This window comes from Allobosea massiliensis, from assembly GCF_042655245.1.
Classification (GTDB): Bacteria; Pseudomonadota; Alphaproteobacteria; order Rhizobiales; family Beijerinckiaceae; genus Allobosea; species Allobosea massiliensis.
This window is the reverse complement of the sequence record NZ_JBHSLU010000068.1, coordinates 52,762-74,886: the sequence shown is the minus strand read 5'-3', so window position 1 is coordinate 74,886 and position 22,125 is coordinate 52,762. Positions and strand designations below refer to the sequence as shown.

General features: G+C 68.1%; 20 protein-coding genes. 6 read left to right on the top strand and 14 right to left on the bottom strand.

The annotated features are described in order from the left end of the window. Positions 1-11: 11 nt before the first annotated feature. On the top strand, positions 12-1,289 hold the full coding sequence (locus tag ACFPN9_RS20830) for an NAD(P)/FAD-dependent oxidoreductase (RefSeq protein WP_066733795.1): 1,278 nt from the start codon (positions 12-14) through the stop codon (positions 1,287-1,289). Between the two features lie 100 nt (positions 1,290-1,389). Next, positions 1,390-1,773, top strand: a complete 384-nt coding sequence (locus ACFPN9_RS20825) for a c-type cytochrome (protein ID WP_377817551.1) — start codon at positions 1,390-1,392, stop codon at positions 1,771-1,773. 21 nt (positions 1,774-1,794) lie between these two features. On the opposite strand, the gene ACFPN9_RS20820 is transcribed toward ACFPN9_RS20825, so the two are convergent. Beyond that, positions 1,795-2,697, bottom strand: a complete 903-nt coding sequence (locus tag ACFPN9_RS20820; RefSeq protein WP_066720927.1) for an MBL fold metallo-hydrolase — start codon at positions 2,695-2,697, stop codon at positions 1,795-1,797. 341 nt (positions 2,698-3,038) lie between these two features. Here ACFPN9_RS20820 and ACFPN9_RS20815 point away from each other — a divergent pair, with 341 nt between their 5' ends. Beyond that, positions 3,039-4,028, top strand: coding sequence for a Bug family tripartite tricarboxylate transporter substrate binding protein (locus tag ACFPN9_RS20815; RefSeq protein ID WP_082737698.1), 990 nt, complete (start codon positions 3,039-3,041; stop codon positions 4,026-4,028). A gap of 199 nt (positions 4,029-4,227) precedes the next feature. Here the strand turns inward: ACFPN9_RS20815 and ACFPN9_RS20810 are convergent, their stop codons facing one another. The 8 genes from ACFPN9_RS20810 to ACFPN9_RS20775 form a co-directional block, all read right to left on the bottom strand. Beyond that, positions 4,228-5,217 carry a zinc-dependent alcohol dehydrogenase gene (locus ACFPN9_RS20810; RefSeq protein ID WP_066720925.1) on the bottom strand — a complete coding sequence of 330 codons (990 nt, stop codon included), beginning with the start codon at positions 5,215-5,217 and terminating at the stop codon, positions 4,228-4,230. A 13-nt stretch (positions 5,218-5,230) separates the two neighbouring features. Then, positions 5,231-6,001 carry an SDR family NAD(P)-dependent oxidoreductase gene (locus tag ACFPN9_RS20805; protein WP_066720923.1) on the bottom strand — a complete coding sequence of 257 codons (771 nt, stop codon included), beginning with the start codon at positions 5,999-6,001 and terminating at the stop codon, positions 5,231-5,233. Positions 6,002-6,004: 3 nt separating this feature from the next. Further along, positions 6,005-7,318: a sulfopropanediol 3-dehydrogenase gene (gene hpsN / locus ACFPN9_RS20800; protein WP_066720921.1), complete on the bottom strand. Its 1,314-nt coding sequence runs from the start codon at positions 7,316-7,318 to the stop codon at positions 6,005-6,007. 88 nt (positions 7,319-7,406) lie between these two features. Continuing rightward, on the bottom strand, positions 7,407-8,456 hold the full coding sequence (locus ACFPN9_RS20795; protein ID WP_068072729.1) for an ABC transporter substrate-binding protein: 1,050 nt from the start codon (positions 8,454-8,456) through the stop codon (positions 7,407-7,409). A gap of 33 nt (positions 8,457-8,489) precedes the next feature. Further along, on the bottom strand, positions 8,490-9,746 hold the full coding sequence (locus ACFPN9_RS20790) for a DegT/DnrJ/EryC1/StrS family aminotransferase (protein ID WP_245282298.1): 1,257 nt from the start codon (positions 9,744-9,746) through the stop codon (positions 8,490-8,492). After that, entirely contained in the window at positions 9,736-10,533 is a 798-nt protein-coding gene (locus ACFPN9_RS20785) for an ABC transporter ATP-binding protein (protein ID WP_066734838.1), read from the bottom strand. The genes ACFPN9_RS20790 and ACFPN9_RS20785 overlap by 11 nt, the downstream gene beginning before the upstream one ends. Positions 10,534-10,546: 13 nt before the next feature. Continuing rightward, positions 10,547-11,335, bottom strand: a complete 789-nt coding sequence (locus tag ACFPN9_RS20780) for an ABC transporter permease (protein ID WP_377817544.1) — start codon at positions 11,333-11,335, stop codon at positions 10,547-10,549. After that, entirely contained in the window at positions 11,335-12,111 is a 777-nt protein-coding gene (locus tag ACFPN9_RS20775) for an ABC transporter permease (RefSeq protein ID WP_066722346.1), read from the bottom strand. The genes ACFPN9_RS20780 and ACFPN9_RS20775 overlap by 1 nt, the downstream gene beginning before the upstream one ends. A gap of 164 nt (positions 12,112-12,275) precedes the next feature. Between ACFPN9_RS20775 and ACFPN9_RS20770 the strand changes: the two genes are divergently transcribed. Next, on the top strand, positions 12,276-13,289 hold the full coding sequence (locus tag ACFPN9_RS20770) for a LacI family DNA-binding transcriptional regulator (protein WP_197426655.1): 1,014 nt from the start codon (positions 12,276-12,278) through the stop codon (positions 13,287-13,289). A gap of 62 nt (positions 13,290-13,351) precedes the next feature. On the opposite strand, the gene ACFPN9_RS20765 is transcribed toward ACFPN9_RS20770, so the two are convergent. From ACFPN9_RS20765 to ACFPN9_RS20745, 5 genes are all read right to left on the bottom strand, one after another. Beyond that, the gene (locus tag ACFPN9_RS20765) at positions 13,352-14,389 is read right to left on the bottom strand and encodes a TRAP transporter substrate-binding protein (RefSeq protein WP_066722342.1); all 1,038 of its coding nucleotides are present in this window, start codon (positions 14,387-14,389) and stop codon (positions 13,352-13,354) included. 37 nt (positions 14,390-14,426) lie between these two features. Continuing rightward, on the bottom strand, positions 14,427-15,731 hold the full coding sequence (locus tag ACFPN9_RS20760) for a TRAP transporter large permease (protein WP_066722340.1): 1,305 nt from the start codon (positions 15,729-15,731) through the stop codon (positions 14,427-14,429). Further along, a complete protein-coding gene (locus tag ACFPN9_RS20755) occupies positions 15,728-16,342 on the bottom strand; it encodes a TRAP transporter small permease subunit (RefSeq protein ID WP_066722338.1) in 615 nt (204 codons plus the stop codon). Before ACFPN9_RS20755 ends, ACFPN9_RS20760 begins: the two co-directional genes overlap by 4 nt. A gap of 133 nt (positions 16,343-16,475) precedes the next feature. Then, a complete protein-coding gene (locus ACFPN9_RS20750) occupies positions 16,476-18,119 on the bottom strand; it encodes a hydantoinase B/oxoprolinase family protein (RefSeq protein WP_066722336.1) in 1,644 nt (547 codons plus the stop codon). Then, positions 18,116-20,173 carry a hydantoinase/oxoprolinase family protein gene (locus ACFPN9_RS20745; protein ID WP_377817543.1) on the bottom strand — a complete coding sequence of 686 codons (2,058 nt, stop codon included), beginning with the start codon at positions 20,171-20,173 and terminating at the stop codon, positions 18,116-18,118. Before ACFPN9_RS20745 ends, ACFPN9_RS20750 begins: the two co-directional genes overlap by 4 nt. Positions 20,174-20,540: 367 nt before the next feature. Here ACFPN9_RS20745 and paoA point away from each other — a divergent pair, with 367 nt between their 5' ends. Together paoA and ACFPN9_RS20735 are read left to right on the top strand one after the other, a co-directional pair. Continuing rightward, the gene (paoA, locus tag ACFPN9_RS20740; RefSeq protein ID WP_082733245.1) at positions 20,541-21,176 is read left to right on the top strand and encodes an aldehyde dehydrogenase iron-sulfur subunit PaoA; all 636 of its coding nucleotides are present in this window, start codon (positions 20,541-20,543) and stop codon (positions 21,174-21,176) included. Further along, positions 21,173-22,123, top strand: coding sequence for an FAD binding domain-containing protein (locus ACFPN9_RS20735; RefSeq protein WP_066722329.1), 951 nt, complete (start codon positions 21,173-21,175; stop codon positions 22,121-22,123). Before paoA ends, ACFPN9_RS20735 begins: the two co-directional genes overlap by 4 nt. The last annotated feature ends 2 nt before the right edge of the window (positions 22,124-22,125 follow it).

The window sequence follows — 22,125 nt, the reverse complement described above, 5'->3', positions numbered from 1 at the left end:
GGAGATCAGCCATGCATCTCGATCGTCGCTCTCTCATTCTGACGGGCCTCTCCGCTTCGGCGACGCTCGGCCTCGGCGCGCCGGCCGTTCTCGGCCAGGCCAAGCCGCGCGTCGTGGTCATCGGCGGCGGCGCCGGCGGCGCGACCGCCGCGCGCTACCTCGCGAAGGACAGCCAGGGCGCGATCGCGGTGACCCTGATCGAGGAAAACGAGACCTACCAGACCTGCTTCCACTCCAACCTCTATCTCGGCGGCTTCAAGACCTATGACGAGATCGTCCATCGCTACGATGCGCTGGCGAAGACTCATGGCATTGCGCTCGCCCGCGCCCGCGCCACCCAGATCGACCGTGACAGGAAGGAGGTCGTGCTCTCGACTGGCCAGCGCCTGCCTTATGACCGGCTCGTGGTCTCGCCGGGCATCGACCTGAAATACGATTCCGTGCCGGGCTGGTCGAAAGAGGCCGAGGAGACCATGCCGCATGGCTGGAAGCCCGGCCGCCAGACCCAGCTGATCAAGCAGAGGCTCGACGCCGTGCCCAATGGTGGGCTCATCGTCATGATCGCCCCGCCCAACCCTTATCGCTGCCCACCCGGACCCTATGAGCGCGCCTCGATGTTCGCCCATGCGCTGAAGAAGGCCGGCAAGAGCGACGCCAAGATCATCATTCTCGATCCGAAGGAGAGCTTCTCCAAACAGGGCGTGTTCCAGGCGGATTGGGAGAAGCGCTATGGCGGGATGATCGAATGGCTCGGCCCGCGGGTGCATGACGGCATCAAGTCGGTCGATCCGAAGACCAACACCGTCGTTACCGGCTTCGAGACCTACAAGGACTGCGCCTTCGTCAATGTCATTGCCGCTCAGATGGCGGGCGAGATCGCCCGCAGCGCCGGCCTCGCTCCGGCCGGCGGCTACTGCGCCATCGATGCCGCGACGATGAAGTCCACTGTCGATGCGTCGATCTTCGTTCTGGGCGATGCCTGCATCGGCGGCGACATGCCGAAATCGGCCTTCTCGGCCAACAGCCAGGCCAAGGTCGCGGCCATGACGATCCGCGGCGAGCTGACCGGCGCCCGGACCTTCCCGGCGCGCTACGTCAACACCTGCTGGTCGCTGGTCGATACCGACGACACCATCAAGGTCGGCGGCCGCTACGAGCCCAAGGATGGCAAGATCACCGCGACCGAGACCTTCGTGTCGCAGCCCGGCGAGAGCGATGCGCTACGCAAGGAAAACCAGGCCGAGAATCTCGGCTGGTACGCCGCCATCACCGCCGACATGTTCAGCTGAGCGTCCCCCGCACCGCGACTCCCGCGTGGTGCGACCTCCCTGGCCGCGCCCTGACGGCGCGGCCCTTTTTTTCCCGTCGAATGAAGGACCCCTCATGCCCATGCTGACCCGCGCCCTCCTCGTCGCCTCGGCCCTCGCGGCGGCTTCGCCCGCTTCGGCCCAGGACATCGCCGCCGGCGAGCGCTCCTGGAACAAGTGCCGCGCCTGCCATCAGATCGGGGAGGGCGCCAAGAATGGAGTCGGTCCGCACCTCAACGGCCTGTTCGGCCGGCACACCGGCGAGGTCGAGGGCTACAGCTATTCGGCTGCCAACAAGTCAGCGAACCTGACCTGGGACGAGGCGGTCTTCGCCGAATACATCAAGGATCCGCGCGCCAAGATCCCGGGCACCAAGATGGTGTTCGCCGGCATCAAGAACGAGAAGGAAATCGCCGATCTGACGGCCTTCCTCAAGCAGTTCGGCAAGGACGGCAAGAAGCTCTGAGCCCCTGCCGCCGGCCGCGCTTCAGGCCGGCTGGACGAAGCGATAGGCCGCGCCCTGCTTCTCGACGCGGCCGATCGCCCCCGGCAAATGGTAGCCGATGATGCGGGCCTTCTCCGCAACGGCGCGCTCCAGCAGGGCGCGGCGCGTCGCGATCGCCCGCTCGGGCTCATGGTCGGAAGCCGGGCGCCAGTCGGGATGGGCGAACGAGATGACGGGATGCGTCAGCGCATCGCCGAGGACGAAAACCGGGCCCTGCGCATCGCTGAAGACGAAGGAGACATGGCCGGGCGTATGGCCGGCCGTGGAAATGGCAGTGACCCCCTGCACCCACTCCTGACCGGCGGTGCGCGTCTCCAGCCGGTCGCCGAGTTCCTTCAGAACCCGCTGCGCGCCCGCGGCGAAGGCGTGCCGGTCCTCCGGCAGTCCCTCGTAGACTTTAGGGCTCGTCCAGTAGGCGACCTCGTCCGCGCTGGCGAGCCAGCGCGCATTGGGAAAGAGCGGTGTGTCGAAATCGTCCAGCGCACCCCAGAGATGGTCCGGGTGCAGATGGGTGAACAGCACATGGGTGACGCTATCGGGCGCGATGCCGGCCGCCTCCAGGCTTCCCGCGAGCTTGCCGGTGCCGGGCAGGAAATTCGCACCCGAGCCGCAGTCGAACACGATCGTCTGGTCGCCACGCTTCAGACAGGTGACGTTCAGCACCGTCGTCAGGGGACCGGACAGTTGGGCAGTGCTCCTGATTGTCTCGGGTTCGACGTCGCGGGCCAGCATGGCGGCAGGCATCTCGAAGCCGCCATCGCTGAGGACTGTGAGGGCGGGTTCGCCGCTGCCACCGCGGGCGACCACCTGCGCCGGTGCCGGCTTGGGCGCAGCGGGCAGCAGCAGCGCCGCCCCACCCGCGAGAACGCCGCGCCGATCGATCATCGAACCCTCCCGACATTATATCGTTATATCCGAATGTATCGACTTTTCCCGGCCGTGCAAGGCAGCTGTGGGCTGTCAGAGACCGATCAGGCCGTGCCTCGCGGAGGCGATCTTGGCGTGGTGTCACCCGGGGGCTTCCGGCCGATGTCGTTCCCGCCTCGCCAGGATGGCCGCCCGGCACGCACGCTGTCGTCGAGCGGGGTCAGTGCAAGCGGAGGTGATATGCAAAATCGGGCGTTGCGGGGCGGTCGCGATCAATTTCAATAATACATCGTTCAAGGGCGCCCCGTCGCGGATGAGGAGCGTCTGCAATTCAATTGACTTTGTGGAGGAATATCTCGGTGAAATTCATCAACAGACGTCGTTTGCTCAAGGGTGCGGCCGCCGGTGTGACCGGCTTGATTGTCGCGCCCGCCATCGCCCAGTCGAAATACCCGTCACGGCCTGTCACGCTGGTCTGCCCATGGGGCGCGGGCGGCGGCACGGATGCTGTCGCCCGCATCATCGCGGCGCTCCTGGAGAAAAGCCTCGGACAGCCGTTCAACGTCGTGAACCGCACCGGAGGATCGGGGGTGGTCGGCCATTCGGCCTTCGCGACCGCCGCGCCGGATGGCTACACGCTCGGCATCATCACCTCCGAGATCGCGATGATGCATCATCAGGGCCTGACGCAGCTGACCTATGCGAGCTATACGCCGCTGGCGCTGATGAATGACGATCCGCCGGGCGTCCAGGTGAGGGCGGATTCGCCCTACAAGGACGTCAACCAGCTCGCCGATGCGATCAAGGCCGCGCCCGCCGGCAAGTTCAAGGCTTCCGGAACGGGGCAGGGCGGCATCTGGCACCTCGCTCTGGTCGGCTGGATGCAGGCGATGGGGCTGAAGCCGGATCACGTCGCCTGGGTGCCGTCGAACGGGGCGGCCCCCGCCATGCAGGATCTTGCGGCGGGCGGCATCGACCTCGTCACATGCTCGGTCCCCGAGGCGCGTGCGATGATCGATGCCGGACGCGCAAAGTCGCTCGCCATCATGGCGTCGGAGCGCAACCCGCAGTTCAAGGACGTTCCGACCTTGAAGGAGGCCATGGGGCTGGAGGTGCCGCTGGGCTCCTGGCGCGGCATCGGCGGGCCGAAGAACCTTCCGCCGGAAATGGCCGCGCTGCTCTCCGCCGAGCTCAAGAAGATCTACGACTCGAAGGAGTACAAGGACTTCATGAACTCGCGCGGCTTGACGATGAAGTACGCAGACGCCGCTGCCTTCGGTTCGTTCATGGCCGAGAGCGACAAGGCGATGGGCGCTTTCATGAAGGCGGGCGGGCTCGCCAAGGGCTGACGCACCGCAGATCGAATATGGGGAGAGGCCTTGGCGGCCTCTCCCCAGCGATCGCCGAATCCGCTTCGGGCCGTGCCGCCGCTGCCGCTTCTCGCGGCTTCGGCCACCAGACGGTGCCGGATCAGATTGCGCCAAGAGCAGCCAAGACGCGACCGGCGCTGGGCAGGCCTTGCGCCCAACCGCCGCGATCGAGCTGCGATCAAACTGTCAGGACGACTTTCGCAGCACCCACACGGCCGGCATCGATTGCCGAGAAAGCCTGCGCGCCGTCGCTGAGCGAGCGGTGCTCCGTCCAGCCGAGATCGCCGAGATGGCCGAGGGCGAGCGCTTCGACGGCCTGCGCGAAGTCGGTCGGCGTGTAGCAGTAGACGCCGGCTAGCGTGATCTCCTGGAGAGTGAGCTTGCGGACGTCCAGGCCGCCTGCGCCGGGCAGCAGACCGACATGGACGATGACCCCGCCGGGGCGCACCATGCGGCAGGCTGCCGCCCGCGTCGCATCGGCGCCGACGGCATCGATCACGAGATCGGCGCTGTTGTCGTCCGGTTGGTCCTCGCCGGGACAATAAACGCCGATCGCTTCCGCCAGCACCGTTGCGCGACGCTGCGGGTTGGTTTCGCCGATGACGAGGTCGCGGGCGCCGAACAGCCGCGCGACCAGTGCGGCCGCCAGCCCGATCGCGCCCCCGCCGAGCACCACGACCTTGCAGGCCGCGAGCGGCTGGTGCAGGCGCTGCATCCCGATCCGCACCGCATGCCAGGAGACGGCGACGGGCTCGGCCAGCGCCGCATGAGCGATCAGCATGGCGTCAGGGACTGGCGTCAGATTGCGAAGCGGAATCCGCACCAGCTCCGCGAAGGCGCCGGGCCGTGGCGGCATCGAGATGATCTGCCGCGTCGGCGAGAGATGCCAGCGCCCCTCGATCGCATAGGGGCAGGCCGGGTCGACCACGAGCGGATTGATGGTGACGCGCTCGCCCGCACGCGGCCCCGTCGCGATTCGCCCCGCCGCCTCGTGGCCGAGGATCAGCGGCGGCGGGCGGCGCGCATCGAAGCCGTGATAGGCGTGCATGTCAGAGCCGCAGATGCCGACCGCCTCGACCCTGACCAGAACCTCGTCGGCCTGCGGCACGGGATCCGGCTCGTCGCGGAAGACGAGGCTGTTGGGACCGGTATAGACCAGGGCCTTCATGCGGCGACCCTCCTCATTTGGCGGTGAAGCCGCCATCGACGGCCAGGGTCTGGCCGGTGACATAGGCCGAGGCCGGCGAGGCCAGGAAGACCGTGGCGCCGGCGAGATCGTCGAGCTCGCCATTGCGGCCGATGGCGGTCTGCGCCGCGTTCTTGGCGGCGCGCGCGGGATCGGCGAAGACGGGCGCCGTCAGCGGCGTCGGGAAGAAACCCGGCGCGATCGCGTTGCAGGTAACGCCATGGCGCGACCATTCCTCGGCGATCGCCCGCGTCAGCTGGACGACGCCGCCCTTCGCCGCACCATAGGGCGCGCAGTCGGGGAAGGCGCGGTAGCTCTGCAGCGAGGCGATGTTGACGATGCGGCCATAGCCGCGCTCCGCCATCCCCGGTGCGAAAGCCTGGGTCAGCAGAAAGGGCGCGCGCAGATGCACCGCCATATGCAGGTCGAAAGCCTCGGCCGAAACCTGCATGAAGGGTTGCCGCAGATTGAGCCCGGCGACGTTGACGAGGATGTCGATGGTCCGCCCCAGCCGCTCGCAGGCCGCCGCCAGGGTGGCGCCGGCCTCCGGCGAGGCGAGATCGGCGGCGATGATGTCGGCCGCGATGCCGTCCGCCCGCAGCCCTTCGGCCGCCTCGCGCAGTGCCTCTTCCCTCCGTGCGACGATGACCAGATGCGCGCCCGCCAGACCCAGCGCGCGGGCCATGGCGAGCCCGATGCCGCTGTTGCCGCCGGTGACCAGCGCCGTCTTGCCGGTGAGGTCGAAGAGAGAGGTCAGCCGGAACATCCCTCAGACCTCGACCGGCGTGCCGAGGTCGACATTCGAGCCCGGCGCATATTTGGCCATCCGCGCGTCGCTGGTGCGAGCATGGGCCTCCATGCCCTCCAGCCGCGAGATCCGGGCCGAGACGGGGGCGATGCGCTGGCAGGCGGCACGGTCCATGCGCTGCCAGGTCAGGGGCTTGAGGAACTTGTGCACCGACAGCCCGGCCGAATAGCGGGATGCGAATTTGGTCGGGAGGATGTGGTTGGGGCCCGAGACCTTGTCACCGAAGGCGACATTGGTCTCCTCGCCGAGGAAGAGCGAGCCGTAATTGCTGAGATGGGCGTGCCACCAGTCGAGTTCGCCGCAATGCACCTCGAGATGCTCGCAGGCGTAGGCGTCGGAGACCGCGACCATCTCCTCGCGGCTGTCGCAGAGGACGATCTCGCCATAGTCGCGCCAGGCGGCGCCGGCAGCATCGCGCGCCGTGGGCGGCAGGTTGGCAATCAGCTCCGGCATCAGCCTGGCGACCTCGTCGGCGATGCGGCGCGAGGAGGTGATCAGCCAGGCCGGGCTTTCATGGCCATGCTCGGCCTGGCCGACGAGATCGGTCGCGACGATCAGCGGATCGGCGCTGTCGTCGGCGATCACGGCAACCTCGGAGGGGCCGGCGAAGACGTCGATACCGACCTTGCCGAACAGCATGCGCTTGGCCTCGGCGACGAATTTGTTGCCGGGACCGACGATGATGTCGGCCGGCTTGCCGGTGAACAGCCCGTAGGTCATGGCCGCGACGGCCTGGACGCCGCCCAGGCACATGATGATGTCCGCGCCGGCCACCGTCAGCGCATAGAGCACATGCGGGTGGATGCCCTGGCCGCGGAACGGCGCCGAGCAGGCGACGACGGTCTTGACGCCGGCGGCCTTGGCCGTGGCGACGGACATATAGGCCGAGGCGATGTGGGCGTAGCGGCCGGTCGGCACATAGCAGCCGGCCGTGTTCACCGGCACGAGCTTCTGCCCGAGATGCAGGCCGGGCGAGATCTCCAGCGAAAAATCCTGGCAGGAGGCGCGCTGCGCCTCGGCGAAGCGGCGCACCTGGCCTGCGGCGAAGCTGATGTCGTCCTTGACGGCCTGCGGCACGTCGCGGATGCGCTCGGCGATGGCGGCCTCATCGAGGACGATCGGCCCGTCCCATTTGTCGAGCTTGAGGGCATAATCCTTCACCGCCTGCTCGCCCCCGGCCTCGATTGCGGCGAGCATCTCGGTCACGACCGCACGTGCGGTGTCGGTTTCCGTTTCCGGCGTCTTGGTCGCGGTCTTGAGATGGGTGATGGCCATGGCTTGAGGTCCGCTTCGGAGCGCAGGGAGGTGGTGGCGGTGACGCCTTGGAAGACGTCACCGCAGCGGTCGGTCGATCGTGAGCCCGTTACTTCTTGTCGAATTCGGTCGCGAAGGCCTTGAGCTTGGGGTCGGCGGCGACGCGCTTCAGGAAGTCGTCGGTGACGTAGCTCTTCGCGTCCGGGTTGGAGGGAATAGTGCCGACCTCGGTGATGAACTTGCCGATCTCGGAGAACCAGCCATCCACCGTCGAGGCTCCGGAGGCCCGCGCCATCAGCTTGAGCTGCTCGTCGAGGCCGAAGGTCGGGCGCAGCGCGAACTCCTGGTCCATCGCCTTGGGAGTCACCTCGAGCCCGCCCTGCTTGTAGAAGTCGAGCGCGAGCGTGCGCGCCTCGGCCGGATTGGCCTTGGCCCAGGACCAGCCGCGCAGGAAGACGGCCAGGAACTTCGCCACGTCGTCCGGACGCTCCTTGGCGAAATCGCCGCGCACGATCAGCGCGCCGGGCACGATCGCGTTGGCATCGGCACCCGAGCAGAGATATTTGGCGTTGGCGCGCTCTTCGAGCGTGTAGGTGTTGGGCGCCCAGACGCCCGCGACATCGCCATTGTTGGAGGTGATCGCGGTGATGATCTGGGCCTGGCCGAGATTTACGAACTGCATGTCGCTCTGCTGCAGGCCGAACTTGGTCAGGCATTTGCGCGCCGCGTAATCCACCGTGGAATTGGTGGTGAGGAGAAGCTTCTGGCCCTTCAACAGCTTGGGATCGGCCTTGATCGCGTCGAACTTGTCGCCGCGCACCATCATCGCATTGGTCTTCGACTCGTCATTGGTGAGGCCGATGGTGAGGATGTTGAAGCGCACCGCGCCGAGCACGGCGGGGACCGAGCCGGTACCGCCGACATCCCAGGATTTGGCGGCCGAGGCCGCGATCTGCGGCGCGCCGGCCGGGAATGTCGAGAAGTTGGGGGTCAGGCCCACCTCCTTCCACCAGCCCTTGACGGTGGCGTAATGGAACGGCAGCGCCCAGTAGAGCGAGGGCTGGTAGCTGACGCCAATGGCGGTCTGCGCCCGACCCGGCGAAGGCGCGGCGAAGGCCAGCGCGGCGGCAAGACCCAATCCGGCAGCGATGCGTTTCATCTTCGTCTCTCCCTGTTGTCGTTGACCCGGGTCTCAGCCGGTGGCGGCCCGCCCGGTTTTCCCTGTCTCCGCACGTGCGGAGACAATGGTCTCGATGGCCTCGCGCAGGATCTCCGCGGCGAGGTCGCAGTCCTGAACGGTCAGCGAGAGCGGGGTGCGGATGTCGCAGAGCCCGGCCAGGGTGGCGTGGGTCTGCGCCATCGGCCCCTGTTCGCCCGCATAGCGCCAATGGCGCGGCGCGCTGGTGAAGCCGCGCTGCCGGCCGGCGCCGAACCATTTGATCGGCAGGCCGCGGGCGGCGCAGCGCTCGAGCACGGCCGCGATCTCGTCGTCCCCGAAACCGAGCAGCGAGAACTGGACCGAGGTCGCGGCGTAGCGCTCCTTCGGCGAGCGCGCCGGCAGCCGGACATGCTGAGAGCGCGCGATGGCGGCGCCCAGGCGATCATGGATGGCGTTCCAGCGCGCGGCTCGGCGCGGCAGGTCGTGGAGTTGCGGCCGCAGCAGCGCAGCGGCAAGTGCCGTCATCCGCATGCTGAAATTGGGTGTCTGTTCCTCCCAGCGGGACATCACATCTGCAGCCGGCGCGCTGCGATGCTGGCCGTGCAGCATGTAGCTGCCCGACTGGAGGATCGCGCGCGCCGTGCGGTCGTCATCGTCGAGGACGAGGAACCCGCCCTCGCCGGCGTTGAGATGCTTGTAGGTCTGGGCGCTGAAGGCGGCCGCCGTGCCGAAGGTGCCGATGGCGCGGCCATCCCAGGCGGCGCAGAGCGCATGGGCGCAGTCCTCGACCAGAAGCAGGCCGAGTTCGTCGCAGGCGGCCATCACGGCATCCATGTCGGCGATATGCCCGCGCATATGCGACAGCAGCAGGATGCGGGCGCCAGAGGCGCGGGCCTTGGCGCGCAGATCCGTGCAGTCGATGACGTAGTCCGGGCCGATCTCGACCAGAACCGGCCGGCCGCCGGCATGAAGGATGGCGCCGGGCACCGGCGCCAGCGTGAAGCCGTTGACCAGCACCGGCTCGCCCGGCTGCAGGTCCAGCACCTTCAGCGCCAGGCACAGGGCGGCGCCGCCGGAGTTGACCGCGATGCAATAGCGCCGGCCGACGAAGGCGGCGAATTCCTGCTCCAGCAGGGCGACATCGTTCTGGTCGGCGCCCATCTCGCCATATCGGAACAGCCGGCCCGAGCGCATCAGCTCACAGGCGCGCGCGATGCCCGCCTCCGGAATGGGCTCCGGCTCGGTCAGGTCGCGCGCGAGGCGCGGCAGCATGGCGAGGTCAGACCCCATGGGCGCCCTTCTCCTCGCGCAGCGACTTCCAGATCTGGGTGCGCAGATGGACGAAGGATTCGAGATCCATCACATCCTCGATGCGCTCATGGCGGTCCCAGTTCTCGGCCTGCCGCACCGAGCGGATGTCGAGCACCTCCTTGATGCGGCCGGGGCGGCGGGTCATGATCGCGACCCGGTCGGCGAGATAGACCGCCTCCTCAACAGCATGGGTGATGAAGAGCACGGTGCGGGGGTTGACCCTTGCCAAGCGCACCAGTTCCTCCTGCATGACGACGCGGGTCTGCGCGTCGAGCGCGCCGAAGGGCTCGTCCATCAGCAGCACCTCGGGATCGAGGACATAGGCGCGGGCGATGGCGACGCGCTGCTGCATGCCGCCCGAGAGCTGATGCGGAAAGGCATCGGCGTGGCTCTCGAGGTTCATCAGCTTGAGCGCGCCGGCAACCAGCCTGTCGCGCTCGGGCTTGGGCAGGTTCTTGTTGCGCAGGCCGAGCTCGATGTTCTCGCGCACCGTCTTCCACGGAAACAGCGCGAATTGCTGGAAGACGACGGCACGATCGGGGCCGGGCTCCGTCACCGCCTTGCCGTTGACGCTGACGATGCCGGCGCTGGGCGGCTCGAACCCGGCGACCATGCGCAGGCAGGTCGTCTTGCCGCAGCCGGAGGGGCCGACGATCGCGACGAACTCCTTGTCGGCGATGTCCAGATCGATCGAGTCGAGCGCCTTCACGCCACCCGACACCGGACCGAAGACCTTGTCGACCTTGTCGAAGCGGATCGAGCCCATCGTCTTCGTTCCCTTACGCCTGGAGGCCGCGGCGGCGGCGAAGCCAGGCTTCGCCCTGCCGCAGCATCACGTCGATCGCCATGCCGACGAGGCCGATCGCGACCATGCCGGCCATCACCGTCGGGGTCGCGACATTGGCCTGCGCCTGCACCATCATGAAGCCGACCCCGGCCGCCGCGACGATCAGCTCCGCCCCGACCAGCGACTGCCAGCCGAGCCCCGCCGAGACGCGCAGGCCCGAGACGATCGAGGGCGTCGCCGCCGGCAGCAGAATTTCGAGGATCATCCGCAGATGCCCGGTGCCGAGCATGCGTGCCGCCTCGATCAGCCGCGGCTCGACGAAGCGGGCGCCGCGATAAGCGTTGATCAGGCAGGGCGGGAAGGCGCCCGCGAAGATGATCAGGATCGGCCCGCCGATGCCGACGCCGAACCACAAAGCGGCGAAGGGAACCCAGGCGATCGGCGCGATGAAGCGAAGCCCGTCGAAGAGCGGGGTGACGATGTCGTCGAGCCAGCGGAACCAGCCCATCAGCAGACCCAGCGGTACGCCGATGAAGGCCGCCAGCAGTACGCCATAGGCATAGCGCTGGAAGCTCGAGGCCAGATGCTGCGGCAGCGTCGCCCCGGCAAAGGGGTTGGTCAGCAGATGGACGAAGCGGGTCAGGACATCGAGCGGCGAGGGCAGGAACTGGCGCGGCACGATGCCGAAGGCCGACAGCGCCGCCCAGAGCCCGAGAAAGCCGACGAGGCCGAGAGCCCCCCAGGCGCACTTCTCGCTCAGGCGCAGGGGAGACGACTGCATCAATCTCTCCCCGCGACGTTCCAGGCCAGCGCACGGCGCTCAGCCAGGCCAAGCGCGTAGGTCGTCGCCCAGCCGAGCACGCCGACCGTCACCATCCCGACGAGGATCATCCCCGGATAGATGTCCTGCTGGGCCATGTTGAGCACGAAGCCGATGCCGGCGAGCGCGCCGACGAGTTCGGCCGCGACAAGTGTCGTCCAGGAGGCCTGGAGCGACAGGCGCAGGCCGGTGAAGATCATCGGGGCGGCGGCCGGCGCGATCACCTCCGTGACCATCCGCCCGCGCGGCGTGCCCAGCATCTGCGCGGCCTCGATGATCGGTCGATCGATGTTGCGAACGCCGGCGAAAGAGTTGATCACCGAGGGTACGAAGGCGGCAAACCAGATCACCATGATCTTGGCGCCATCACCGAGGCCGAGCCAGAGGATCGCGAGCGGAATCCAGGCCAAAGGCGGGATCGGCCGGATGATCAGGAAGATCGGGTTGATCGCGGCCTCGGCCCTTCGGTCCCAGCCCATCCACAGGCCGAGCGGAACACCGGTCGCGATGGCGACGAGGAAGCCCATCACGACGAGCTTCACGCTCTGCAGCGCATGGGCTGCAAGTGCGCCGCCGGCATAGCCGCGGGTCGCGATCTGGTTCAGCGAAGCCCAGAAGTCGGCCGGCGAGGGGAAGCGACCGGGGGACACGAAGCCCGTGACCGTGGTCAGGCCGAACCACAGCAGCAGCACAGCCGCCACCGAGCCCAGGCCGATCCATCCCCGTCTTCCGATCATGGCGTTTCCCGGCGCGCTCTTCTGATGAAAGCGCTTTCAGTTAACGTTCCAGACTCTCGAAGATGTGTCAACCATAGCGAAATTGGCCGCAATATTGGTTGGTCGGCTTGCGAGCCCTGCGATGATGCAGCTATAAGCATGAAAGAAATTTCATGGGGGCGCCGGTGAGCGCTGCGCGCGTCAAGCTGAGCGATGTGGCCCGGGATGCCGGCGTATCCGCTGCCACGGTGTCGCGTGCCATCGCCCAGCCCGAGCTGCTCTCGCCTGACACGCTCGCCCGGGTCAGGGCCAGTGCCCAGCGCCTCGGCTATTTGCCCGATGGTGCGGCGAGGGCGCTCGCCTCGGGCCGATCCATGACGATCGGCGCGATTGTCCCCACTCTCGACAGCGCCATCTTCGCGCGTGCCCTCCAAGCGATGCAGGCAACGCTGGCCCAGTCGGGTTATCTGCTGCTCGTCGCCTCGCACGAGGCCAGCCCAGCGGCCGAGACGCAGGCGGTGCGCGCTCTGCTCGGACGCGGTGTCGACGGCCTGATGTTGGTCGGGGCCGAACGGGCGCCGGAGACGACGGCTCTGCTGCGCAGCTCTCGCCTTCCTGTGGTCCTGACCTGGTGCGGCGACGGTCATTTTACCGCCGTCACCATCGACAACGCGATGGCGGGCCGTTTGGCGGCGGAGCATCTGATCAGCCTCGGACACCGCCGCATCGGCATGATCGTCGGCCATACACAGTTCAACGATCGCCAGAGGGCCCGGCTCGCCGGTGCTCGGCAGGCGCTGGAAGAGGCTGGCCTTTCGCTGCCGGACCCCCTCGTCGTCGAGCAGTCGCTGACCCTCGCCGGCGGGCGGGCCGGATGTGCGATGCTGCTCGACCTCGAGGATCGCCCCACCGCGCTGATCGGCGGCATCGACGTTTTCGCGATCGGCTGCCTCGAGGAAGCCCACGCTCGCGGGATGGCGGTTCCCGAGGACCTCAGCGTCATCGGCATCGATGGGCTGGACATGTCCGCCCATGTCTCGCCGGGCCTGACGACCGTCCATGTTCCCACGGGCCGGATCGGCAACCTCGCGGCGAGGACGTTGATGGCTATGGTTGCGGGTCAGCCGGTGGAGCCGCAGCAGCTCCTGCCGGTCGAACTGGTCGTCCGTCGCTCGTGCCGACGGCTCGCGGCATCCTGAACCGATCCTGCGATAGGCACCATGCACCGCCCTTGGGCAAGCGGTGCATGGCGGTCTCTCGACTAGATCTTGATCTTCAGGAAGGCGCCGATCGTCCCGTTCCAGGTGGTGACGCAGTCCGCGCCGCAGCGACCGGCGAAGGCTGGCAGGATGACCTTGGTCAGCGCGTCCTTGCGCAGCGCCTCGTCCTCCGGCGTCACCGGCACGAGTTTCATATTGGCGGGCGTGCCCTCGCTGCAGGCCTTGCCGGTGTTGCAGTCGAGACCGGTCTGGGTCTCGGTCTTAGCCTGGTCGAAGATCGAATCCTCCAGCTTGCGCAGATGGGTGGTCAGGAAGGCCTGCACCTTCGGATCGAGCGTGTTCCACCACTTCAGATTGGCGAGCTGGGCGGAGAGGCCGAAATTGATCGGCATCGGCGAGATGAACTTCGCGCTCTCATGCCATTTGGAACGATAGCCGGAAAGCGCGCCGGTGATGGCGCAGTCGATCACGCCGCTGGCAAGCGCCGGCTGGACTTCGGCGAAAGCGAGGTTGATCGGCGAGCCGCCGATATGGCTGACGAAGGCCTGCTGCGAGGCGCCCGAGGCGCGGATCTTGCGGCCCTTGAGGTCGGCCACCTTGGTGAAGGCGTCGCGGCAATAGATCACCTGCGCCTGATAGGTGCCGAAGCCGAGCAGCTTGAGGCCGTGCTTCTCCTCGAGGAACTTGGCGTAGGTCGGGCGGAAGACGTCGACGACCTTCTGCAGCTCCTCGACCGAGCCGACGAGACCGACCAAATCGGTGGCCTCGTTCATCGGGACCTCGCCCGAATTGTAGTTCAGCACCGTGGTGGCGAACTGCAGCGTACCGGCCGAGACGAGGCGGAAGATCTCGGGCCCCTTGAAGCCGAGCTCGGTGAAGGGCTTGACCTGCACCTTGATGGCGCCGCCGGATTCCTTCGGCACCGTCTCGTTCCAGAACGGCACCTCGCGGTTGGTGTACATCGACAGATTGCCGATGCTGCCGACGACGTTGAAGCTCGTCGCAGGCAGGCCCTGGGCGTGCGCGGCGCCGCAGAGGAGGGTGCCGGCCAAGGCGGCGATCGGGATCAGGCGTTTCATCGCAAGCTTCTCCTTCTTCGGGCGGGTTCTGGCGGCCTCAGCCGCCGGCTTTCGGGTTCAGGATGGTCGGTAGCCAGAGCGCCAGCTGCGGGAAAGTGATCAGGATCGCGATCATCGCCAGCATTGCCAGGACGAAGGGCAGCGCGCCGATGCACAGATCCATGAAGTTGCCTTTGCCGCGCACGGCCTGGACGACATAGAGGTTGAGCCCGACCGGGGGCGTGATCAGCGCCGCCTCCATCAGGATCACGAAGATGATGCCCCACCACACGGGGCTGTAGCCGAGCGCCGTGATCACGGGGACGACGACCGGCGTCGTCGCGATCATCATCGACAGCGTCTCCATGAAGCAGCCGAGGATCAGATAGAACACGACGATCGCGATCAGCATGCCGAGCGGCGGCCAGCCCAGCGCCAAGACGAGATCGGTGATCGCCTTCACCAGCCCGATCGAGACCATCACGAAGTTGAGGAAGAAAGCTGCGATGACGATCAGCATCACCATGCAGGTCGTCCGCACCGTGCCCTCGAAGGCGCGCAGCAGCACTGGCAAGGTCAGCTGGCGGTTGGCGGCGACGAGGCCGAGCGTCGCCATCAGGCCGAGCGCGGCGGCCTCCGTCGGCGTCGCAATGCCGGCATAGATCGAGCCGACGACCACGAGGAACAGCCCCAGCGGCGGGATGAGATGGCGCAGGCCCGAGACGCGCTGGCGCCAGAGATCAGCACTGTCGACTTTCGGGCCGGCCCATTCCGGCCTGTAAAGCGCCAGGCCCAGCACCATCAGCGAGAACAGCCCGGCGAGTAGGAAGCCGGGAATGAAGCCCGCCGCGTAGAGATCGGCCACCGAGGTGTCGGTCAGCACCGCATAGATGATCATGTTGATCGAGGGCGGGATCAGGATGCCGAGCGTGCCGCCGGCCGCGATCGAGCCCAAAAATAGAGGCCGGTTGTAGCCACCCTTGTCCATATTGGGGATCGCGACCGTGCCGATCGTGGCGGCAGTGGCCACCGACGAGCCCGAGGTCGCCGCGAAGATCGCGCTCGCGGCGATGTTGGTATGGATCAGCCGGCCGGGAACGCGGGCGAACCAGGGCGAGAGCGCGCTGAACAGGCGCTCGCTCATGCCTGAGCGGTGCATCAGCTCGCCCATCATGATGAACATCGGCGCGGCGATCAGGATGAAGTCGTTGGAGGAGTTCCAGGCCAGTTCGCCCACGGCGCCGGTCATCGGGAAGAAGGCGTAGTTGGCCTGCAGCACATAGGCCATCAGGGCGAGGGCGGCGGCGACGGGGATGCTCAGCGCGACCAGCGCGACGAGCAGGGACAGTGCAGTCCCGATCACGAGCGCGACTCCGCGCCGGCGGCCGGGTTCTCGACGCCGGACTGCTCGATCTCCTCGGTCACCCGCAGCGAACCGATCAGCGCGTCGAAGCCGGCCCGGTCATGCGCAATCAGACGGGCGATCGCCTGGATCGGGATCAGCACCGCCATGCAGGCGAACCAGACCAGGCCGACGCACCAGATGCCCTGCGGGATCACCATCGGCGTCTGCAGCTGCGACACCGATTTGGCATTCAGGGCCCAGGATTGCGCCAGCGTGCCCCAGGCGAACCAGGCCAGCGCCGCGGCGATCAGCGCCAGCGCCAGCGAGGCGATGATGTCGCAGACGATCCGGACCTTGCCGGGCAGCACGTCGAGCAGGATGTCGACACGGATATTGGCCTTGGAGGTCACGGTGAAGGCCAGCCCGAGCCCGATGCAGGCCGCCAGCGCATAGCCCGAGATCTCGAAGCTCTCGACCATTCCGCGCTTGAACAGGAAGCGCGTGATCACGTCGATGGTGATGAGGAAGCTGCAGCCGACGAGAACGATCGCGCCCGCGGCCCAAGCCAGGATGCGCGAGATGCGCTGCGGCAGCGGCTCGTCGGGCAGCAGGCGGACGAGGTCGCTCATGGACGCGCCGGGCTGCGCGGGCGGGTGGTCGTCGTCATCAAGGCCGGTCTCCGGTGCGCCCGCTGCGCGTCACGACGCATGTGACCACGCGTCAGGCCTGCCATGCAATAGTCCCGCCACCCGGGCGCGCCGGTCACGACACGTACCCGTCGGCCCTGTCGGCGGCGATGGCCGCGGGATCGCGCTCGCGGGGGTCGCCATGGCCGCCGCCGCCCGGCGTCTCCATGCGGACGATGTCGCCGGTCTTCAGCACGCAGCCGATCGTTTTGGCCGCCAGTTCCGTGACCTGTCCGTCGCGGATCAGGCTGAGGCGCCCGCCGCGCCCGGGCTCGCCGCCGGCCAGCCCGTAAGGCTGCGAGGCGAAGGCGTCGAAGGAGGCGTTGAGCAGGCCGTGCTCGGCGATGAAGCGCCATTCTCTGACCAGCCCGAGGCCGCCGCGCATCTTCCCAGCACCACCCGAACCAGGCAGGAAGCCGTAATGGGTGAAACGGAGCGGGAAGATCGCCTCGATCATCTCGATCGGCGTGTTCTGGCCGTTGTGGAAGCCGGCCGAGAGACCCGAGGGGCCGTCAGCTTCGGGATGGCCGCCCCAGCCGCCGATCTCGGCGTCGAAATAGACCTGCCGGCGGCCATCGGCATGGCGGATATTGACCGCGTGATTGAAGGTCACGCCGTAATAGGAGGCGGGAATGCGCTCGGGGATCGCCTGCGCGAAGGCCTTCAGCACCGCGGTCGCGATCCGGTGGCCGGTCAGCATGCGCATCGAGACCGGCGCGGGAAACTGGGCGCTGACGAGCAGCCCATCGGGCGCGCTGACGGTGATCGGCCGGTAGCAGCCGGAATTGGCGGTCGCCTCGATGCCCGACGCCGCGATCACGGCGTAGTAGACCGCCGAGCGGGTCGTCGCCATCGTCGCATTGATAGGCCCGCGCGCCTGGGGCGAGGAGCCCTCGAAATCGACCGTCAGGCTGTCGCCCGCGATCGTCAGCGTCACCGCAATGCGCTTCTGCCCGGCCTCCATGCCGTCGCCATCGACGAAGTCCTCCGCCTGGTAGATCCCGTCGGGCAGCGCGGTCAGCGCGGCGCGCATCGCCGTCTCGGAATGGTCGAGCAGGGCCTGCCCGACCTGGCGCAGCGTGTCGACGCCATAGCGCGCCGCGAGCTGTCGCATCGCCCTGGCGCCGACCTCGAGCGCTGCGATCTGGCTGAGGAAATCGCCGCGGAAGGTCTCGGGCTCGCGGACATTCTGCAGGATGGTGGCGAAGAGATCGTCCTGCATTTCGCCTTTGCGGACGATCTTCACCGGCGGCAGCCGCAGGCCCTCCTGGAAGATCTCGACGGCATGGGCGTTGTAGCCGCCGGCCGCGCCACCGCCGACATCGACATGGTGGATCAGCACGCAGGTGATGGCGATGCGCCGCCCCTCGACGAACACCGGCTTGAAGGCGAGGAAATCCGGCAGATGCTGGCCGCCGCAATAGGGATCGTTGGTGACGACGACATCGCCCTCGCGCCAGCGCTCCAGCGGCAGATGCCGGGTGATGATCTCCTGCAGGCAGAGCTCCATCGAATTGAGATGGACCGGCATGCGCGCCGCCTGGGCGATGTTGCGGCCTTCGCCGTCGAACACCGCCGTCGAATAGTCGAGCAATTCGCGCACCGTCGTCGAGCGGCTTGTGCGCCAGACCGTGATCGACATCTCCTCGGCCGCCGAGACCAGCGCATGCGAGACGATCTCGAGGAGGACGGGATCAACCTTCGAAACGGCCTGGCTCATGACTGCGTCTCCCGGGTCGCGACCAGGTCGCCCGATGGCCGCACGGTGACCCGCCACCCGCTCGGGATGATCAGGGTCGTATAGGCCTGTTCCACGATGGCCGGCCCATCGAGTTCGGCGCCGGATCCGAGCCGCCCTTGCTCGAAGACCGGGGCGGTCGTCCAGGCTCCGTCGAGATGGACCGCGCGCTCGCGGAGGGGCGCCGCGACGCCGGAAGCGGGCGCCCGGGCTGCCGCCACACCGCCGAGCCGGCCGATCGCGGCCAGCCGCAGCGTCACCAGTTCGACTGTCTCGTTCTGGTCATCGAAGGAGAAGCGCTGCCGATGCGCCTCGTGGAAGCGCCCGCAGAGCCGCGCGAGCGCGGCGTCGTCCTGCGGGACCTCGTCCAGCGGCACCAGAAGCTCGAAGGCCTGGCCGCGATAGCGCAGATCGGCCGCGAGTTCGAGACGGCGCTGCTCCATGGGCAAGCCGTCTGCCGCCAGAAGCGCCTCGCCCTCGCGCAACAGCTCGCCGGCAAGCGCGGCGAAAGCCGGCGCGGCGCCGGCCTTCAGCTGCAGCACGCGGGTTCGCGCGAGATCGTGGACGATGTCGGATTGCAGGATGCCATGGGCCGAGAAGGTCGAGGGGTCCTTCGGGAAGATCACCGTGGTCATGCCGAGTTCCTCGGCGACCTCGACGGCATGGAGTCCGCCGGCCCCGCCGAAGGACATCAGCGCGAAGTCGCGCGGATCGAGCCCGCGCTCGAACAGCGACAGCTTGATCGCCCCGGCGAGCTTGGCGACGACGACGGCGAGGATGCCGGCTGCCGCGCGGTCGCGGTCGAGCCCGAGCGGGCCGGCGATGCGAGTGTCCAGCGCCGCGCGGGCCCCGTCGAGATCGAGCGCGAATTCGCCGCCGAGGAAGGTCACGGGGTCGAGCCGACCGAGGATCAGGTTGACGTCGGTGACGGTCGGCTCGGTGCCGCCGCGGCCATAGCAGACCGGGCCCGGCCTCGCGCCGGCGCTGCGCGGCCCGACCTGGAGGCGGCCTGACGCGTCGAGCGAGGCGATCGAGCCACCCCCGGCCCCGATGGTGCGCATGTCGACCATGGGCACGCGCACCGGCAGGCCATCGATGTCGCCCTGCGCGACGACGGCTCGGCGGCCCTCGCGGATGACGGCGACGTCGTAACTCGTGCCGCCCATGTCGACGCCCACGACATTGGGGAAACCGAGCTGGCGCGCGACGCCCTCGGCCGCCAGCACGCCGCCGGACGGGCCCGAGAGCAGGAGCTTGACCGGCGCCTCGCCGGCCGCGCGCGGCGTGGTCGCCCCGCCATTGGACTGCACGAGATAGAGCGGCGCGGTCAGCCCCTCGGCCGCGATGCGCGCCAGCAGCGCGTCGATATAACGTCGCACCACCGGGATCAGCAGCGCGTTCAGGACCGTCGTCGAGGTCCGCTCGAACTCGCGAATCTCCGGCGAGACCTCATGAGAGCAGGACACCGCCAGATCCGGCAGCCGCGCCAGCAGCCGGTTGCGGATCGCGATCTCATGGGCGGGGTTGGTGAAGCCGTTGAGCAGCGCGATGGCGCAGACGCTCGCGCCCGAGGCCGCGACGCGGTCGATCGCCGCCTCGACGCTGGCCTCGTCGAGAGCGGTCAGCACCTCGCCGGCGGGCCCGATCCGCTCGACCACGCCGAAGCGCCGCCGCCGCGGCACCAGCACGGCCGGCGGCTCGGGCTTGAGGCGGTAGATCTCCTTGCGGGCGTGACGGCCGATCTCGAGCACGTCCTCGAAGCCGGCCGTCGTGATCAGCGCGCCTTCGGGCAGGTTGCGCGTCAGCACCGCATTCGTGGCGATCGTCGTGCCATGCATCAGGAAGGCGACATCGGAGAGCGCAAAGCCCCAGCGCGACGCAGCCCCATGAATCGCATCCATCAACCCCCGCGACGGGTCGTCGGGCGTTGTGGCGGCCTTGAAGCTGTGGGTCTCGCCGCTCGCTTCGTCGTAGAATTCCAGATCCGTGAAGGTGCCGCCGATATCGACCGCGATGCGGATCCGTCCTGGGGTCATGGCGATCTAACGTCCGAATCAGCGTGGGGTGCGGTGCTGCTCCTGCAAGATGCAGACCTCCCGACGCTCGCGATACTCCCGCAGGGCATACGCCCATGCTGTTGTCGAGCGCGCCGGGCAGCGGCGGCCGGTGGCTTGGCGTCGGCTTGCGGTCGGCGAAGCGGCTGGCAGCCTCTCGGACGGCGGCGGTGCAGGAGGGCGACGCCCAAACCGGTTCCTGCGTCGGGTGAGGCGTGCGCTCTGACGAACTCGTGTGCGGCGCAGCGACGCAACACAATGAACCAGCCGCGATCTCGGTGGTTCACCTTCGCGAACGACACCGCCGTCAGACCCTTCCCACCGTTCTTGACCGACATTGGAGCCGGATATGCCCACTCCGGGAGACATCACATTGAACAGGCGCGACCTCATGGTCGTGGCCGGCGCCTGCGCGGCACTCCCCGCGACGACCGGGCCGACGCGGGCGCAACCCGCTCCGCGTGGAGAGCCCGTTACCGCCGCGGTGTCGCTGCGGGTCAACGGCGAGCAGCGCTCTCTTTCCGTCGATACGCGCACGACCCTGCTGGACCTGCTGCGGGAGCAGTTGAAGCTGACCGGCACCAAGAAGGGCTGCGACCATGGCCAGTGCGGTGCCTGCACGGTGATCGTCGACGGGCAGCGGATCAATTCCTGCCTGACGCTCGCGATCATGAACCAGGGCGCCGAGGTCACCACGATCGAGGGGCTCGGCAGCGTCGATGCGCTGCACCCGATGCAGGCCGCCTTCGTGAAACATGACGGGTTCCAGTGCGGCTATTGCACGCCCGGGCAGATCTGCTCCGGCGTCGCCGTGCTCGACGAGATCAAGGCCGGTATCCCGAGCCATGTCACCACCGACCTGACCGCGGCGCCGGCCGTGACGGAACTCGAGATCCGCGAACGCATGAGCGGCAACATCTGCCGTTGTGGCGCCTATTCCAACATCGTCGAGGCCATGACCGACGTGGCGGGGAGGCGGGCATGAAGGCCTTCAGCTACGAGAAGGCGACGTCGCCGGCCGAGGCCGCGACCGCAGCTGCGAGCAAGCCTCACGCGCGCTTCATTGCGGGCGGCACCAATCTGCTTGACCTGATGAAGCTTCAGATCGAGACGCCGGACCATCTGATCGACGTCAACGGACTCGGCCTCGACACCATCGAGCCGACGCCGGAGGGCGGGTTGCGGATCGGCGCGCTGGTGCGCAACACGGCCCTGGCAGCCGATGAGCGGGTGAGGCGCGACTACGGCGTGCTGTCGCGGGCGCTGCTGGCGGGAGCGTCCGGCCAATTGCGCAACCGCGCAACCACGGCTGGAAACCTGCTGCAGCGGACGCGCTGCCCCTATTTCTACGACACAGCCCAGCCCTGCAACAAGCGCGAGCCCGGCAGCGGCTGCTCGGCGATCGGCGGCTTCACGCGCCAGCTCGGCGTCGTGGGGACCAGTGACGCCTGCATCGCGACGCATCCCTCCGACATGGCCGTGGCGATGCGGGTTCTGGACGCGCAGGTCGAGACGGTGAAGCCGGATCGCTCGACCCGCTCCGTGCCGGTCGCCGATCTGCACCGGCTGCCTGGCGATACGCCGCATGTCGAGACCGTTCTGGAGCCAGGCGAACTCATCACCGCCGTGACGTTGCCGAAGCCGGTCGGCGGGGTGCAGATCTATCGCAAGGTGCGCGACCGGGCCTCCTACGCCTTCGCGCTGATCTCGGTCGCCGCGATCGTGCAGCGGGACGGCAGCGGGCGCGTGGCCGTAGGCGGCGTTGCGCCCAAGCCCTGGCGCGTGGAGGCGGCGGAAGCCGAACTGCCGCGCGGGGCGAAGGCGACCACGGCGGCGCTGCTCGCCGACGCGAAGCCGACCCATGAGAACGCATTCAAGCTGCCGCTGGTCGAGCGCACGCTCGCGGCGGTGCTGACCCAGGCGAGGGGCTGAAG

Bases quoted from the DNA above. Each gene is read 5' to 3' on its own strand.
- ACFPN9_RS20830 (WP_066733795.1), top strand. From the start codon at position 12: ATGCATCTCGATCGTCGCTCTCTCATTCTGACGGGCCTCTCCGCTTCG.
- ACFPN9_RS20825 (WP_377817551.1), top strand. From the start codon at position 1,390: ATGCTGACCCGCGCCCTCCTCGTCGCCTCGGCCCTCGCGGCGGCTTCG.
- ACFPN9_RS20820 (WP_066720927.1), bottom strand. From the start codon at position 2,697: ATGATCGATCGGCGCGGCGTTCTCGCGGGTGGGGCGGCGCTGCTGCTG.
- ACFPN9_RS20810 (WP_066720925.1), bottom strand. From the start codon at position 5,217: ATGAAGGCCCTGGTCTATACCGGTCCCAACAGCCTCGTCTTCCGCGAC.
- ACFPN9_RS20805 (WP_066720923.1), bottom strand. From the start codon at position 6,001: ATGTTCCGGCTGACCTCTCTCTTCGACCTCACCGGCAAGACGGCGCTG.
- hpsN (WP_066720921.1), bottom strand. From the start codon at position 7,318: ATGGCCATCACCCATCTCAAGACCGCGACCAAGACGCCGGAAACGGAA.
- ACFPN9_RS20795 (WP_068072729.1), bottom strand. From the start codon at position 8,456: ATGAAACGCATCGCTGCCGGATTGGGTCTTGCCGCCGCGCTGGCCTTC.
- ACFPN9_RS20790 (WP_245282298.1), bottom strand. From the start codon at position 9,746: ATGGGGTCTGACCTCGCCATGCTGCCGCGCCTCGCGCGCGACCTGACC.
- ACFPN9_RS20785 (WP_066734838.1), bottom strand. From the start codon at position 10,533: ATGGGCTCGATCCGCTTCGACAAGGTCGACAAGGTCTTCGGTCCGGTG.
- ACFPN9_RS20780 (WP_377817544.1), bottom strand. From the start codon at position 11,335: ATGCAGTCGTCTCCCCTGCGCCTGAGCGAGAAGTGCGCCTGGGGGGCT.
- ACFPN9_RS20775 (WP_066722346.1), bottom strand. From the start codon at position 12,111: ATGATCGGAAGACGGGGATGGATCGGCCTGGGCTCGGTGGCGGCTGTG.
- ACFPN9_RS20765 (WP_066722342.1), bottom strand. From the start codon at position 14,389: ATGAAACGCCTGATCCCGATCGCCGCCTTGGCCGGCACCCTCCTCTGC.
- ACFPN9_RS20755 (WP_066722338.1), bottom strand. From the start codon at position 16,342: ATGAGCGACCTCGTCCGCCTGCTGCCCGACGAGCCGCTGCCGCAGCGC.
- ACFPN9_RS20750 (WP_066722336.1), bottom strand. From the start codon at position 18,119: ATGAGCCAGGCCGTTTCGAAGGTTGATCCCGTCCTCCTCGAGATCGTC.
- ACFPN9_RS20745 (WP_377817543.1), bottom strand. From the start codon at position 20,173: ATGACCCCAGGACGGATCCGCATCGCGGTCGATATCGGCGGCACCTTC.
- paoA (WP_082733245.1), top strand. From the start codon at position 20,541: ATGCCCACTCCGGGAGACATCACATTGAACAGGCGCGACCTCATGGTC.
- ACFPN9_RS20735 (WP_066722329.1), top strand. From the start codon at position 21,173: ATGAAGGCCTTCAGCTACGAGAAGGCGACGTCGCCGGCCGAGGCCGCG.